This is a genomic window from Vibrio sp. S/42/10 (genome assembly GCF_029890535.1).
In the GTDB taxonomy this organism is placed as follows: domain Bacteria; phylum Pseudomonadota; class Gammaproteobacteria; order Enterobacterales; family Vibrionaceae; genus Vibrio; species Vibrio cyclitrophicus.
The window spans coordinates 17,738-32,357 of sequence record NZ_JAKMZC010000020.1 but is presented as its reverse complement, the minus strand read 5'-3'; the positions used below and the strand labels follow the sequence as shown (position 1 = coordinate 32,357).

Annotated in this window: 14 protein-coding genes; 5 read left to right on the top strand and 9 right to left on the bottom strand. The window is 44.4% G+C overall.

The genetic code is table 11. The features are described 5' to 3' along the window. Positions 1 to 355: 355 nt before the first annotated feature. From mioC to L8S15_RS18580, 9 genes are all read right to left on the bottom strand, one after another. The gene (mioC, locus tag L8S15_RS18620; RefSeq protein WP_193846897.1) at positions 356 to 790 is read right to left on the bottom strand and encodes an FMN-binding protein MioC; all 435 of its coding nucleotides are present in this window, start codon (positions 788 to 790) and stop codon (positions 356 to 358) included. A gap of 49 nt (positions 791 to 839) precedes the next feature. Continuing rightward, positions 840 to 2,201, bottom strand: coding sequence for a tRNA uridine-5-carboxymethylaminomethyl(34) synthesis GTPase MnmE (mnmE, locus tag L8S15_RS18615; protein ID WP_010433195.1), 1,362 nt, complete (start codon positions 2,199 to 2,201; stop codon positions 840 to 842). A 130-nt stretch (positions 2,202 to 2,331) separates the two neighbouring features. Then, complete coding sequence (gene yidC / locus L8S15_RS18610) at positions 2,332 to 3,951, bottom strand: membrane protein insertase YidC (RefSeq protein ID WP_010433191.1); 1,620 nt, start codon at positions 3,949 to 3,951, stop codon at positions 2,332 to 2,334. A 2-nt stretch (positions 3,952 to 3,953) separates the two neighbouring features. Further along, positions 3,954 to 4,211, bottom strand: a complete 258-nt coding sequence (yidD, locus tag L8S15_RS18605; RefSeq protein ID WP_004735802.1) for a membrane protein insertion efficiency factor YidD — start codon at positions 4,209 to 4,211, stop codon at positions 3,954 to 3,956. Continuing rightward, positions 4,178 to 4,501: a ribonuclease P protein component gene (gene rnpA / locus L8S15_RS18600; protein WP_016767542.1), complete on the bottom strand. Its 324-nt coding sequence runs from the start codon at positions 4,499 to 4,501 to the stop codon at positions 4,178 to 4,180. Before rnpA ends, yidD begins: the two co-directional genes overlap by 34 nt. Positions 4,502 to 4,546: 45 nt before the next feature. Continuing rightward, complete coding sequence (rpmH, locus tag L8S15_RS18595; protein ID WP_004735800.1) at positions 4,547 to 4,681, bottom strand: 50S ribosomal protein L34; 135 nt, start codon at positions 4,679 to 4,681, stop codon at positions 4,547 to 4,549. A gap of 206 nt (positions 4,682 to 4,887) precedes the next feature. Next, complete coding sequence (locus L8S15_RS18590; protein WP_010433180.1) at positions 4,888 to 5,625, bottom strand: amino acid ABC transporter ATP-binding protein; 738 nt, start codon at positions 5,623 to 5,625, stop codon at positions 4,888 to 4,890. Beyond that, complete coding sequence (locus L8S15_RS18585; protein ID WP_010433176.1) at positions 5,622 to 6,293, bottom strand: amino acid ABC transporter permease; 672 nt, start codon at positions 6,291 to 6,293, stop codon at positions 5,622 to 5,624. The genes L8S15_RS18590 and L8S15_RS18585 overlap by 4 nt, the downstream gene beginning before the upstream one ends. A gap of 130 nt (positions 6,294 to 6,423) precedes the next feature. After that, positions 6,424 to 7,173, bottom strand: a complete 750-nt coding sequence (locus L8S15_RS18580) for an amino acid ABC transporter substrate-binding protein (RefSeq protein WP_193846898.1) — start codon at positions 7,171 to 7,173, stop codon at positions 6,424 to 6,426. Between the two features lie 310 nt (positions 7,174 to 7,483). Between L8S15_RS18580 and dnaA the strand changes: the two genes are divergently transcribed. The 5 genes from dnaA to L8S15_RS18555 all read left to right on the top strand — a co-directional run bounded on the left by dnaA (position 7,484) and on the right by L8S15_RS18555 (position 14,572). Further along, positions 7,484 to 8,905 (top strand): chromosomal replication initiator protein DnaA, encoded by a 1,422-nt coding sequence (dnaA, locus tag L8S15_RS18575; protein WP_016784132.1) that lies wholly within the window; start codon positions 7,484 to 7,486, stop codon positions 8,903 to 8,905. 81 nt (positions 8,906 to 8,986) lie between these two features. Further along, a complete protein-coding gene (dnaN, locus tag L8S15_RS18570) occupies positions 8,987 to 10,087 on the top strand; it encodes a DNA polymerase III subunit beta (RefSeq protein WP_010433159.1) in 1,101 nt (366 codons plus the stop codon). Between the two features lie 53 nt (positions 10,088 to 10,140). After that, on the top strand, positions 10,141 to 11,220 hold the full coding sequence (gene recF / locus L8S15_RS18565) for a DNA replication/repair protein RecF (RefSeq protein WP_010433158.1): 1,080 nt from the start codon (positions 10,141 to 10,143) through the stop codon (positions 11,218 to 11,220). A gap of 17 nt (positions 11,221 to 11,237) precedes the next feature. Then, positions 11,238 to 13,655 (top strand): DNA topoisomerase (ATP-hydrolyzing) subunit B, encoded by a 2,418-nt coding sequence (gene gyrB / locus L8S15_RS18560; RefSeq protein WP_016767545.1) that lies wholly within the window; start codon positions 11,238 to 11,240, stop codon positions 13,653 to 13,655. A gap of 482 nt (positions 13,656 to 14,137) precedes the next feature. Beyond that, a complete protein-coding gene (locus L8S15_RS18555; RefSeq protein WP_010433156.1) occupies positions 14,138 to 14,572 on the top strand; it encodes an Hsp20 family protein in 435 nt (144 codons plus the stop codon). Positions 14,573 to 14,620: the final 48 nt, after the last annotated feature.

The window sequence follows — 14,620 nt, the reverse complement described above, 5'->3', positions numbered from 1 at the left end:
GATCTTTAAAGAGATCTTTTATTAGATCTATTATTAGGATCGAGGGTGTCTGTGGATAAGTCAAAAATGATCAACAAGATCATGGATCTTTTTTGGATCAAACCATGTGATCTAACTTTGATCATAATGAGGATTAGCTGGGATCAAAATGGCTACTTATTCACAGGGAGAAATTAGTCTAAAACTTGTTATTTGGATAACTATAGGTTAATCACCGTATATGTATGATCTTATCCACAGAAGAAATTGAAAATAAATGGATAGTTTTTAATTTTTTTGGAAAAAAGTTATTCACAATCACGATATTCAGAGGCAAAAAAAGCGGCATAAGCCGCTTTTTGGGATATAGGAGAGTTTAAAACTGGTCACTATGATCGTTAAACCATGCTTCTGCAGCGTCTTCAGGTACCGGAGTTTCCAATACATCGATGGTAAAACAGTCAGAAATAGGGTGGGCATCGAGCTCTTTCAGCAAGCTGTGGACTGATTTTCCCGCCAAACAGAAGGTATCGTAACTTGAATCCCCAAGCGCTACGACAGCAAAGCGAATCTGACTTAAATCTGGTGATTGCTGGGTCAATGCGTCGATAAACGGCTTAATATTATCTGGAAACTCGCCAGCACCATGAGTTGAAGTCACTAACAACCAAAAGCCTTGTTGGGGAATGTCATCGTATTCCGGCTGGTTATGAAGGGTTATCTCTTGACCTTGCTCTTCAAGAAGCTCATTAAGGTGATCGCCAACGTACTCAGCACCACCTAAGGTACTGCCTGTAATAATGTGGATCATTAAACTGTCCTTACTAAAGAAAAGGCCAGCATAAGCCGGCCTTTAAAGATTATTTGCCAATACAGAATGAAGAGAAGATGCGACCTAATAAGTCATCTGAACTAAATTCACCCGTGATCTCATTAAGATGTTGCTGAGTGATTCGAAGCTCTTCTGCCAAGATCTCTCCGGCCATATAACCTTCAAGCTGTTGTTGGCCGATGTCCAAGTGCTCTGATGCACGTTCTAAGGCGTCTAAGTGACGACGACGTGCCATGAAACCGCCCTCATTCCCACCAGCAAACCCCATGCACTCTTTAAGGTGGCTGCGCAATGCGTCGACCCCTTCGCCTGTTTTCGCTGATAAGCGAATTAGAGTGGGATCGTTAACGTGGCAAATACCTAGTTCTTCACTGGTTTGATCCGCTTTATTTCGGATCACTGTCATACCGATATTATTTGGTAGTCGATCAACGAAATCTGGCCAGATATCTTGCGGGTCAGTTGCGTCTGTTGTGGTGCCATCGACCATAAATAAAACTCGGTCTGCCTGAGCAATTTCTTCCCAAGCTCGTTCAATACCAATTTTTTCTACTTCATCTGAAGCATCACGCAGGCCTGCGGTATCAATAATATGCAGTGGCATACCATCAATATGGATATGTTCACGCAGTACATCACGTGTGGTGCCTGCAATATCGGTAACAATTGCAGATTCTTTGCCTGATAATGCATTCAATAAGCTCGATTTCCCCGCATTTGGGCGCCCGGCTATCACCACCTTCATGCCTTCACGCATGATGGCACCTTGATTGGCTTCTTGGCGCACGGCTTCCAGATTGTCGATGATAGCCTGTAAGTCAGCACTTACTTTACCGTCGGCAAGAAAATCAATTTCTTCTTCAGGGAAATCGATAGCCGCTTCAACATAGATTCGTAGGTGTATCAGTGAATCAACCAGCGTGTTAATGCGTTTAGAGAACTCACCTTGTAGAGACTGTAGTGCCGATTTTGCCGCCTCTTCCGAACTTGCATCAATTAAATCAGCAATGGCTTCGGCTTGCGTTAAGTCCATCTTGTCGTTCAAGAAGGCACGCTCTGAGAACTCACCAGGACGTGCAGCACGCACGCCTGTGATAGTTAGGATGCGTTTGATTAGCATGTCCATAACCACTGGTCCGCCGTGACCTTGCAGCTCTAACACGTCTTCGCCAGTAAACGAATGTGGGTTAGGGAAGTAAAGCGCGATACCTTGGTCGAGTTCGATGCCATCCTGAGATTTAAACGGCAGGTACTCCGCATAGCGAGGCTTGAGTGTTTTGCCTGTTACTTCTAATGCAACCTGAGTGGCCAGTGGGCCGGAAACGCGGATAATACCTACGCCACCACGGCCAGGCGCGGTCGCTTGAGCAACAATCGTATCTGTAGTCATAGTTGTGCCTGCTAGCATGTGAAAGCCACAATGGGGCGTTCACGATTAATCAATTAGCTGAATTGTAATCAGCTAAAAACAAAAAGGCGACCTTTTGGTCGCCTTTCTTTATCTCTTTCTGTTATCGAACTTACTTAGAATGTAAGCCTTTCTTTTCCAGCGCGCGATAGATAAGCGTTTGCTGAATCAGAGTTACGATGTTCGATACTAGCCAGTAAAGAACCAGACCTGAAGGGAAGAACAGGAAGAAGAATGTGAACATAACCGGCATAAAGGTCATGATCTTCTGCTGCATCGGATCCGTTACAGTTGTCGGGCTCATCTTCTGGATTAGGAACATTGAAGCACCCATCAGAAGTGGCAAAATGTAGTATGGGTCTTGTGCTGAAAGGTCAGTAATCCAACCGAAGAACGGTGAATGACGCAGTTCAACTGACTCCATTAGTGCCCAGTATAGTGAAATGAAGATAGGCATTTGTAGAAGGATAGGTAAACAGCCACCCAGTGGGTTTACTTTTTCTTTCTTGTAAAGCTCCATCATTTCTTGGCTCATGCGTTGACGGTCGTCGCCAATACGCTCACGCATTGCAGTCAGCTTAGGCTGAAGCATACGCATTTTCGCCATAGACGTGTACTGAGCTTTCGTTAGTGGGTACATAGCACCACGAACGATGAACGTTAGACAGATGATTGCCAGACCCCAGTTCACAACGATGCCTTGAATGAACGAAAGCAGAGTATGAAGTGGTTTAGCAATGAACCATAACCAACCGTAGTCAACTACTAGGTCTAGGTTTGGTGCAACAGCAGCCATTTGGTCTTGAAGTTTAGGACCAACCCAAAGCGTTGCTTTAAAGCTTGCTTCGTCGCCAGTAGCAATGGTTTTGTTCGGCATGCGAACACCGATGTCGCCAAGGTTACCAATGACACGAGTGTAAAGGTTGCTGCCTGCTTCGTCGCGTGGAATCCATGCACTTGCAAAGTAGTGCTGAATCATCGCTGCCCAACCTTGACCATTTGCTAGGTTAAGAGACAGGTTGCGATCTTGCATGTCGTCGAAGCTGTATTTTTTATAGCGTGTATCTTCCGTAGAGTAAGCACCACCACGGTAAGTTGGCATTGTTAGGCTACCACCGTCGTCCATAACGTTCTGACGTAGGTGAGCGTACATGCCGAATGTCGCGTTGTTACCAGAGTTGTTGACTACATCGTATTCAACATCCATTGCGTAGCTACCACGCTTAAGGACGAATGTTTTCGTGTACTCAAGGCCGTTCGCTTGGTAAGTCATCGGGATGCGTAGTTCATCCTGACCATCAGCAAGTGTGAAGCTATCTGCTGAAACTGTGTAGCTAGGGCGGTTTGTGCTGCTTAGGTCGATACCTTGAGGACCCACTAGACCGCTTTGAGCGATAAATTGGTGACCTGGTTCGTTCTTAAGAAGAACAAAAGTATCTTCAGAATCGAACTCTGCAGAGTAATCATTTAGATTTGCTTTAACGACATCACCACCAACCGTATCAATTGACAGAGTCAGTACATCAGTTGTTACTGTGATAGTTTTTGCAGAAGCAACTTGGCCCGGAGCTGGGTCTAGATCATCTGCATAAGATGGCGCTGGTAGGGTGCTGCCAGATTGTGCCTGCTCAATCGCTTGTGGAGCCGGGTTCTTAGCTACATTCCATTGTTGGAAAAGTAGGAAAGAAACCAAAGCCAATGCGATTAACAGGATATTACGTTGAGAATCCATCGTTATTTATCTCTGTCTTGTTTTTGGACTGGTGGAACGGGGTCAAAGCCCCCTTCGTTCAAAGGATGGCATTTTAATAGACGTTTGCCTGATAACCAACACCCTTTTACAAAACCGTGAGCTTTCAACGCTTCTATCGCATATAAAGAGCAGGTTGGAGTAAATCGGCAGCGTGGGCCGATGAGTGGACTAATAAACCATCTATAAAAATAGATGGGTATTAGCGCTATCCACGCGAAGGGCGAGACAGGCGAAGCCATAATTTGTCGAGTAGCTTGAACATTTCTTCATTGCTTAAATCTTGCGCGCTCTTTTTAGCTATTACAACATAATCTTTGTTAGGAAGTTTGTGTTGAATGTTACGAAAGCTTTCACGAGTAAGACGCTTGAATCGGTTACGACCCACGGCGGTTTTAATCTGTTTTTTCGGAACGGCTAATCCAAGGCGAGGATTTGAAAGAGAGTTATTTCGGGCAATGATGGTGAAATGAGGGGAGCCAGCTCGATGAGCTTGCTTGAAGACATTCTGATAATGTTCGGGAGTTAACAAGCGTAACTCCCGACCGAAGGCTAGCTTATTCAAAATAATCAAAGATTACTTAGAAAGACGCTTACGGCCTTTTGCACGACGTGCATTGATTGTTGCGCGACCGTTCTTAGTAGCCATGCGAGCACGGAAACCGTGAGTACGCTTACGCTTTAGAACTGTAGGTTGAAAAGTGCGTTTCATTGTAATTACCTTACTGATCAGTAGTTTTAGGTTTTTGTTAAACCCGGCGTGGGCATTTTTTCTCTTCTTTATATAAGAAAGGAAAACCGACGCCTCTCAACAAAGAGGCGGAATTGTAATCACTGTCACAAAAAGTGTCAATGATTGGGTTAACTAAAATTCCGGTCGGGGGATTATACGTAGAATAACTAAAATCACAAGGATCCTTAGTCGATCCCAACCTTATTTAAGAATTTTTTTAATTTTGGATCCTGTGGATTACCAAAGATATCCTGTGGAGATCCCTGCTCGACAATGTGGCCATCGGCCATGAAGATCACTCGGTCTGCGACCTCTCTAGCGAACTGCATTTCATGGGTAACCACCAGCATAGTTTGATGCTGATTTGCTAATTTTTTCATGAGGTTAAGTACTTCACCAACCCATTCAGGATCGAGCGCTGAAGTAGGCTCATCGAACAACAAAAGCTCTGGTTGAAGGGCCATTGCTCGGCCGATCCCAACGCGTTGTTGTTGACCTCCAGAAAGCGCAGCAGGGTAGCTATCTGCTTTTTCTCCTAGACCAATATCATCGAGTATTTGTTGCGCTTTTTCATGGGCTTGCTTCTTTTTCCAACCTCGAACGGTAATCAAACCTTCAGCAATATTCTGCTTCGCAGTTTGGTGAGCAAATAACGCATAGTTTTGGAATACAAAACCGGTCTTACGGCGCAGTGCCAGCACCTCTGCTTTGGTATGTTTCTTAGCATCAACCTTGATATCGTCAATCGAAATCGTACCTTGATCGGCTTGCTCGAGAAAATTTACGCAACGTAGCAGTGTGGACTTACCTGTTCCACTCGAACCTATGATGACAATTATCTCACCTTGTTTGATTTCAAGGTCGATCCCTTTCAATACTTCGGTGTCACCAAACTGCTTGTGGATATTTTGTAATTTGATCATCGTACATACGCCTTATTCAGTTTCACTTCGGCCCAAATTTGAATACGAGTGAGGATAACGACCACGCCCCAATAAATCAGCGCTACAGCTAAGAAAGCCTCGAAGAAACGGAAACTTGAAGACGCTTCCATCTGAGCTTTGGCCATGATTTCGGCTACACCTAGGGTGAATGCAAGTGAAGTCGATTTTATCATGTCGATGAAGTAGTTCATCAATGAAGGCAATGCCACGCGAGTTGCTTGCGGTAAGACGACTCGTCGCATTGCTTGGCTAGTTGTCATGCCTACAGACAAACTGGCTTCCATTTGGCTGCGATCAATACCAATAATCGCGGCACGAATACTCTCTGCCATATAAGCGGCAAAGTGAAGGGTTAAACCAATCACGGCCGCGCCAAACGCATCGAGTCCAACCATCCACGGAAATACCTGCGGTAGGCCGTAGTATAGAAGGAACAACTGTACTAGCAGCGGAGTTCCGCGAAAGAAGCTAATATACAGCTGACTCAGTTGATCGAGCACTGGGATTTTGAATACACGAATATTTGCCAATATCAAAGACAGGATAAGAGCAAAGAACAAACCCCAGGTCGCCATCTCCATGGTTGTGCCAAGATACTTCAGCAGTATTGGCAGTAGCTCTAGCATGTAATTAAAGTCAAATCCCATAATCTATCTCGTATTTTTATTGGAAGTGTTGTTTGGAAATACTGTTATATCAGGCTTTTTAATCTGAACTCAAAAGCAAAAAGCCCACCGCTGTGTAAAGCAGTGGGCTTTGAATGGAGAAAGTGAGTAATTACTTATGAGTAATATCCGCACCAAACCATTTCTGAGAGATACTTTCTAACGTACCATCTTCGCGCATTGCTGCTAATGCTTTATTTACTTCTGCTTGCAGTTTTTTACCGTTGTCGTTGTCAACGAAAGGCCAAGCGTTTTCAATTGTTTCGAATGGTTGTCCCGCTAGCTGTAATGGTAGACCTGTCTTCTTGATAAGTTCTAGTGCTGATAGGCGATCCATAACGAACGCATCTGCACGGCCAAGAGCGACATCATGCTCAATACCTGTATCGTAGGTTTTCACATTGATTTTGCCATCTTTGTCGTAGCTGCGCAGCAGTTGCTCAAAGTTTGAGCCAAGGTTTACCGCAACCGTCTTACCATCTAGGTCTTCGATTCCTTTGATGGTGTCATTACCTTTACGAACGGTAATTTGTGCGCCGTCTACTACGTAAGGGTCTGCGAAAAGATATTTCGCTTTACGCGCATCCGTCATTGTAATTTGGTTTGAAATGGTATCAATTCGACCCGTTTCAAGAAGACCAAACAGACCAGAGAAGTTTGCCGTTACGTATTCAACGTTGTAATCGTTACGCTTACCGATCTCATCCCATAAATCCACTTCAAAACCTTGTAGTTGGTCTTGTTTAACGAACGTAAACGGGAAATAGCGACCAGACATACCGACTTTAACTTCAGTCGCAGCTTGAACAGTAGCAGCAGAGAGTGCGATAGCCGCAATTGCAGCCTTAATCCAGTTATTCATTTGGTAACTCCTTATATTTATGGGATTGGATGTTACTGGGAAAATGCTCTCTAGAATAAATAACCAGATGTTATTAACCATAACCAGATTGAATTCCCATTTTGGGGATAACTAGTAAGGATCCGGGCATAAGTGGATCATTATGTGAGTAAATTAGGGGCAAGATGTGTGGATCCACCGATAAATTACAAATTTATTGTGAATAACTTGGATCTTATTCACTGGATCTGTGATCAATTGCTGGTGATCTGACTTATCAACAGGTAAAATTAGCAGTCATTTCATATTACTTAAATAGAGTGAGGGCACCGTGTCATCTTCGCTTTGGTTGCAGTGTTTGCAACAGCTTCAAGAAGAGTTACCAGCTACAGAATTCAGTATGTGGGTTCGTCCGTTACAAGCGGAACTCAATGACAATACTCTAACTCTATTTGCACCGAACCGTTTCGTACTCGATTGGGTTCGCGATAAGTATCTAAATAGCATTAACCGTTTACTGCAAGAATATTGTGGTAACGATATCCCACATCTGCATTTTGAAGTGGGAAGCAAGCGCGTGATTGCTCCTAAACCTGCGACACCAGCACCGGCGCGTACACGTACGGCAGCCGATGTGGCCGCTGAGTCATCCGCACCTGCGCAGTTACAAGCTCGTAAGCCTGTTCACAATATCTGGCGCGATGAAGAGCCTGTGGCGGTTGACCTTAACCACCGTTCAAACGTGAACCCAAAGCATAAGTTTAATAACTTTGTTGAAGGTAAGTCGAACCAACTGGGTTTGGCTGCGGCACGTCAGGTTTCTGATAACCCAGGAACAGCTTATAACCCGTTGTTTTTGTATGGTGGTACTGGTTTAGGTAAAACGCACTTGTTGCATGCGGTGGGTAATGCCATTGTCGATAATAAACCGAATGCTAAAGTGGTTTACATGCACTCCGAGCGCTTTGTTCAAGACATGGTGAAAGCGCTCCAAAACAATGCGATCGAAGAATTTAAACGTTACTACCGTAGTGTTGATGCTTTGCTTATCGATGATATCCAATTCTTCGCTAATAAAGAGCGCTCTCAAGAAGAGTTCTTCCATACCTTTAACGCACTGCTTGAAGGCAACCAACAGATCATCCTAACTTCTGACCGTTATCCTAAAGAGATCAACGGGGTAGAGGATCGCCTTAAATCTCGCTTCGGTTGGGGTTTGACGGTTGCGATTGAGCCACCAGAGCTTGAAACGCGGGTTGCTATCTTGATGAAGAAAGCAGAAGACCACCAAATCCACCTTGCGGATGAAGTGGCTTTCTTTATTGCTAAGCGTCTACGTTCTAACGTTCGTGAACTGGAAGGCGCATTGAACCGTGTTATCGCGAATGCGAACTTCACTGGTCGCCCGATTACGATCGATTTCGTACGTGAAGCACTGCGTGACCTACTTGCACTGCAAGAGAAATTGGTCACCATTGATAATATTCAGAAGACAGTAGCCGAGTACTACAAAATCAAAGTAGCCGATCTCTTGTCGAAACGTCGCTCTCGTTCTGTTGCTCGTCCACGTCAATTGGCGATGGCTCTGGCTAAAGAGCTAACAAACCACAGCTTGCCTGAGATTGGCGATGCATTCGGTGGCCGTGACCACACGACTGTACTGCATGCTTGTCGTAAAATTGCTCAGCTGCGTGAAGAGAGCCACGACATTAAAGAAGATTATTCGAACTTGATTCGTACCCTTTCTTCTTAATACACAGTATTCTTAACCTTAATAAGCAGAATCTTGGCCACGTACTATTACGCAGTGCCATTTAGACCGTAAGAGCAAGATATGAAATTTACCATTGAACGTAGTCACCTGATTAAGCCATTACAACAAGTATCTGGCGCACTCGGTGGCAGGCCAACGCTTCCAATTCTAGGAAACCTACTAATTAAAGTAGAAGATAACGTGTTGTCGATGACAGCGACGGATCTAGAAGTTGAATTGATCAGCCGTGTAACGCTTGAAGGTGATTTCGAAGCGGGCAGCATTACTGTGCCTTCACGTAAGTTCCTAGATATTTGCCGTGGTTTACCAGACAGCTCAGTGATCACTGTGGTATTGGATGGTGACCGTATTCAGGTTCGCTCTGGTCGTAGCCGTTTCTCATTGGCAACATTACCAGCGGCAGATTTTCCAAACATTGAAGACTGGAGCAGTGAAGTTGAAGTGTCTGTGACACAGGCTGAGCTACGCGGTCTTATCGAGAAAACCCAATTCTCAATGGCGAACCAGGATGTTCGTTACTACCTCAACGGCATGTTGTTTGAGATTGAAGGTTCTATCTTACGCAGCGTAGCGACTGATGGTCACCGTATGGCAGTATCTCAAGCGCAATTGGGTGCTGACTTTGCCCAGAAGCAGATCATTGTTCCCCGTAAAGGTGTTCAAGAGCTAGTGAAGTTATTGGATGCGCCTGAACAGCCTGTAACGCTGCAAATTGGCAACTCTAATGTGCGTGCTGAAGTGAACAACTATGTCTTTACTTCTAAGCTCGTTGATGGTCGTTTCCCTGATTATCGCCGCGTAATGCCGCAAAATACTACCAAGACACTTGAAGCCGGTTGTGATGAATTACGCTCCGCATTTTCTCGTGCAGCGATTCTGTCGAATGAAAAATTCCGTGGTGTTCGAGTTAATCTTGTGGATAGCGAGATGCGTATTACAGCGAACAACCCAGAACAAGAAGAAGCAGAAGAAGTGCTAGATGTTAATTTCGACGGTGACGCGCTAGAGATTGGCTTTAACGTAAGCTACGTATTGGATGTTCTGAACACACTGCGTTGTGAACAAGTTCGTATCTCAATGTCAGACGCTAATGCGAGTGCCTTGATTGAAAATGCACAAGATGACAGCGCGATGTACGTTGTTATGCCAATTCGTTTATAAGCTGCAATATGTTGACCTACCGAGTCGTGATTGAAGATTAATATGAAGACGTTATGCCTTTATCGCGCTTAATCGTTAAGCAATTTAGAAATATAGAAGCCTGTGACATTCAACCGTCATCAGGCTTTAACTTTCTTATAGGGGCTAACGGTAGCGGCAAAACCAGTGTCCTGGAAGCGGTGTATCTGCTCGGACATGGTCGCTCATTCAAAAGCTCATTAACCGGTCGTATCATTCAAAATGAGTGTAGCGAACTGTTTGTTCATGGCCGTTTTATGACCTCGGATCAATTTGAGCTGCCAATTGGCATTAATAAGCAGCGCGATGGCACGACAGAGGTTAAAATAAGCGGTCAAACTGGGCAAAAATTAGCTCAGCTAGCTCAAGTATTACCATTGCAGTTGATTCATCCTGAAGGGTTTGATTTACTGACGGATGGACCTAAACATCGCCGGGCATTCATTGATTGGGGAGTCTTCCATAGTGAGTCTGGTTTTTATGATGCATGGGGCAGGGTCAAGCGACTCAATAAACAGCGTAATGCATTATTGAAAACGGCAACGAATTATCGAGAGCTAAGCTATTGGGATCAAGAATTAGCCCGTTTAGCAGAAAGCATCAGCCAATGGCGCGCTACCTACGTTGAGCAGTTAAAAGAAGTGGCAGAGGAAATCTGTGCGACCTTCCTTCCTGAGTTTGAGATAAAGATTAACTACTATCGTGGTTGGGATAAAGACACCCCATACGCTGAGATATTAGAAAAGAATTTTGAAAGGGATCAGCAGCTTGGTTACACATTTAGTGGGCCAAACAAAGCGGATCTAAAGATAAAAGTGAACGGCACTCCAGTGGAAGATGTCTTGTCACGAGGTCAATTGAAGTTGATGGTGTGCGCGTTGCGCGTAGCACAAGGGCAGCACCTCACCCAAATGACAGGTAAGCAGTGCATCTATTTAATAGATGACTTCGCTTCCGAATTAGATAGCCAACGCCGAGCACGTCTTGCTGAGTGTTTAAAGGCGACTAAGGCTCAAGTTTTTGTAAGCTCTATTACCGCTGATCAGATTGCTGATATGCATGACGAAAATAGCAGGATGTTTCATGTGGAACATGGCAAAATAGAGCAAGGATAATTAGTCAGAGAGTAACTATGTCAGATAATTACGATTCATCGAGTATTAAAGTACTGAAGGGTCTGGATGCGGTACGTAAGCGTCCTGGAATGTACATTGGCGACACGGATGATGGTACCGGTCTGCACCACATGGTTTTTGAGGTGGTAGATAACTCTATTGATGAAGCGCTAGCTGGTCACTGTAATGACATTATTGTAACTATCCATGAAGATAGTTCTGTGTCTGTAAGCGATGACGGCCGTGGTATCCCAACAGAATTGCACCCAGAAGAAAACGTATCAGCAGCAGAAGTAATCATGACGGTTCTTCACGCTGGTGGTAAGTTCGATGATAACTCGTACAAGGTATCTGGTGGTCTGCATGGTGTTGGTGTTTCAGTAGTTAACGCACTTTCTAAGCAAGTTACTCTTACTATCCACCGTGGTGGCAAAATCCACACTCAAACCTACAGCCACGGTGAGCCTCAAGCGCCACTAGCTGTTATCGGTGACACGGATAAAACCGGTACAGAGATTCGTTTCTGGCCGAGTGAAGAAACCTTCACTAACATCGAGTTCCATTATGATATTTTAGCTAAGCGTCTACGTGAGCTATCATTCTTGAACTCAGGTGTGTCAATTAAGCTGATTGACGAGCGCGAAGAAGACAAAATGGATCACTTCGAATACGAAGGCGGTATCCAAGCGTTTGTTGAGCACCTTAATACTAACAAAACGCCAATCATCCAAAAAATCTTCCACTTTAACTCTGAGCGTGAAGACGGTATTACCGTTGAAGTTGCGATGCAGTGGAATGATGGCTACCAAGAAAACATCTACTGTTTCACCAACAACATCCCTCAACGCGATGGTGGTGCTCACTTAGCAGGTTTCCGTGCTGCACTAACTCGTACATTGAATAGCTTCATGGACAAAGAAGGCTTCTCGAAGAAAGCGAAGACTTCAACATCAGGTGATGATGCTCGTGAAGGTTTGACGGCGATTGTTTCGGTGAAAGTGCCAGATCCTAAGTTCTCAAGCCAAACTAAAGACAAGCTGGTTTCTTCAGAAGTGAAGTCTGCCGTAGAGTCTACTATGGGTGAGAAATTGTCTGAGTTCCTCATTGAGAATCCAGGTGAAGCGAAAATCGTTTGTTCGAAAATTATCGATGCAGCACGAGCTCGTGATGCAGCGCGTAAAGCGCGTGAGATGACACGTCGTAAAGGCGCATTAGATTTAGCAGGCCTTCCAGGTAAACTCGCTGACTGTCAGGAAAAAGATCCTGCACTGTCTGAACTGTATATTGTGGAAGGAGACTCTGCTGGCGGATCAGCTAAGCAGGGGCGTAACCGTAAGAACCAAGCAATCCTACCGCTTAAAGGTAAAATCCTTAACGTAGAGAAAGCACGTTTCGATAAAATGCTGTCTTCTCAAGAAGTCGCAACGCTAATCACTGCACTTGGTTGTGGTATTGGCCGTGACGAATACAACCCAGATAAACTGCGTTACCATAACATCATTATCATGACCGATGCCGATGTCGATGGTTCTCACATCCGTACACTGCTACTGACGTTCTTCTACCGTCAAATGCCTGAGCTGATTGAACGTGGTTACATTTACATTGCTCAACCGCCACTTTACAAAGTGAAGAAAGGTAAGCAAGAGCAATACATTAAAGATGAAGATGCGATGAACCAGTATCAAGTATCTTTGGCTTTAGACAATGCAGAACTGCACGTAAACCCTGAAGCGCCAGCGTTCGCAGGTGAAGGTCTAGAGAAGCTTGTTCAGCAATACAATGCGGGTATTAAGCTTGTTGACCGCATGAGCCGCCGTTACCCACGCGCATTGGTTCACGAACTGATTTACGTTCCTCGTCTAACGGCTGAGCAGTGTCATGATGACGTGGCAGTTGAAGCTTGGGGTAAGCAGCTTGTAGAACAGCTAAACGCGAAAGAAGTCGGTGCTAGCCAATACAGCCTTGAAGTTGAAAAACATGAAGAGCTAGGTTTGAGCGTACCTAAGATCGTGGTTCGTACTCATGGTGTAACTCATGAACACCTACTAAGCATTGATCTGATTAACTCGAAAGAGTTCGCGAAGCTGGCTGATCTATCTGAAGCCCTTGATGGCTTGATTGAAGAAGGCGCTTACATCAAGCGTGGTGAGCGTACTCAAGCGGTTTCTAGCTTTGTTGAAGCTCTGAACTGGTTGGTGAAAGAGTCTCGTCGTGGCTTAAGCTTGCAACGATACAAAGGTCTAGGTGAGATGAACCCTGACCAGCTTTGGGAAACGACAATGGATCCTGAAACTCGCCGTATGATGCAAGTAACCATTGACGATGCCGTTGGTGCAGATCTGTTGTTTACAACGTTGATGGGCGACCAAGTAGAGCCTCGTCGTAACTTCATCGAAGAGAATGCATTGAAAGTAGCAAACTTAGACGTTTAATTACTGCGATGCGTCGTTATTTCGCTTGAACTAATGCGAACTAACTTAGCCTCGAAGCAATTAAATTGATGTCTTCGTTGTATTGATTAAGTTCATAAAATTATGAAAGCACTGCCTATTGGCGGTGCTTTTTTGTCTCTGTAAGGTCTTGAAAAATATTGAGTTGAAAAAATAATTGAAAATAATCCCTTGAAACTATTTTGCTCAATCCACATATCTAGTTGTGAAGAGGATGACTGTCTTGCTCTACAAGAGAAGAAACAGAACCTTCATAACCGTTGCTAGAGTATCGCTCAATAGAGGATAACTTTGGCAGCACACAATTTAAAAATTGATTCATTGTCATGTCCCAGCGTTGTCGCCAAAAGAGGCGAAACCCGAGGAATGCAAACTGAATCCCTTAGCTGTTTACTGGGTCACTCACAAGTTCGATCTTAGTAAAAATCACAGCTAAGACTATTGCTTACTAAAAGGATAGCATTATGAGAACTGTAGATTTCACTCCACTTTACCGCAACGCAATCGGCTTCGATCGTCTATTCAACATGATGGAAGCGAACACATCGAAAAATACTTCTGGCGGTTACCCTCCTTATAACATCGAGCAAAAAGACGAGAATAACTACCGTATTACTATGGCAGTCGCTGGCTTTGCAGATGACCAATTAGATCTGACTCAAAAAGAGAATACGCTAATTGTGAAAGGTGAGCGTAAAGAAGAAGTAGAGAAAACCTTCGTATATCAAGGTATTGCAGAGCGCGATTTCGAACGTAAATTCCAACTGGCTGACTATGTAAAAGTGGTAGGCGCAAGCATGGAAAATGGTCTCCTTCACATCGACCTAGAACGCGAGATCCCAGAAGCGATGCAACCGCGTAAGATTGCTATTAATGGTAATAGTCTTCTAGAAGGTTAAGCGTTATTAGCTCATTTGAGCTAATAAATATCGGAAAGTAAAAGTGAA

What these genes read in the sequence shown, in the direction of transcription:
- mioC (WP_193846897.1), bottom strand. Translation starts at nt 790, where the DNA reads ATGATCCACATTATTACAGGCAGTACCTTAGGTGGTGCTGAGTACGTT.
- mnmE (WP_010433195.1), bottom strand. Translation starts at nt 2,201, where the DNA reads ATGACTACAGATACGATTGTTGCTCAAGCGACCGCGCCTGGCCGTGGT.
- yidC (WP_010433191.1), bottom strand. Translation starts at nt 3,951, where the DNA reads ATGGATTCTCAACGTAATATCCTGTTAATCGCATTGGCTTTGGTTTCT.
- yidD (WP_004735802.1), bottom strand. Translation starts at nt 4,211, where the DNA reads ATGGCTTCGCCTGTCTCGCCCTTCGCGTGGATAGCGCTAATACCCATC.
- rpmH (WP_004735800.1), bottom strand. Translation starts at nt 4,681, where the DNA reads ATGAAACGCACTTTTCAACCTACAGTTCTAAAGCGTAAGCGTACTCAC.
- L8S15_RS18590 (WP_010433180.1), bottom strand. Translation starts at nt 5,625, where the DNA reads ATGATCAAATTACAAAATATCCACAAGCAGTTTGGTGACACCGAAGTA.
- L8S15_RS18585 (WP_010433176.1), bottom strand. Translation starts at nt 6,293, where the DNA reads ATGGGATTTGACTTTAATTACATGCTAGAGCTACTGCCAATACTGCTG.
- L8S15_RS18580 (WP_193846898.1), bottom strand. Translation starts at nt 7,173, where the DNA reads ATGAATAACTGGATTAAGGCTGCAATTGCGGCTATCGCACTCTCTGCT.
- dnaN (WP_010433159.1), top strand. Translation starts at nt 8,987, where the DNA reads ATGAAATTTACCATTGAACGTAGTCACCTGATTAAGCCATTACAACAA.
- recF (WP_010433158.1), top strand. Translation starts at nt 10,141, where the DNA reads ATGCCTTTATCGCGCTTAATCGTTAAGCAATTTAGAAATATAGAAGCC.
- gyrB (WP_016767545.1), top strand. Translation starts at nt 11,238, where the DNA reads ATGTCAGATAATTACGATTCATCGAGTATTAAAGTACTGAAGGGTCTG.
- L8S15_RS18555 (WP_010433156.1), top strand. Translation starts at nt 14,138, where the DNA reads ATGAGAACTGTAGATTTCACTCCACTTTACCGCAACGCAATCGGCTTC.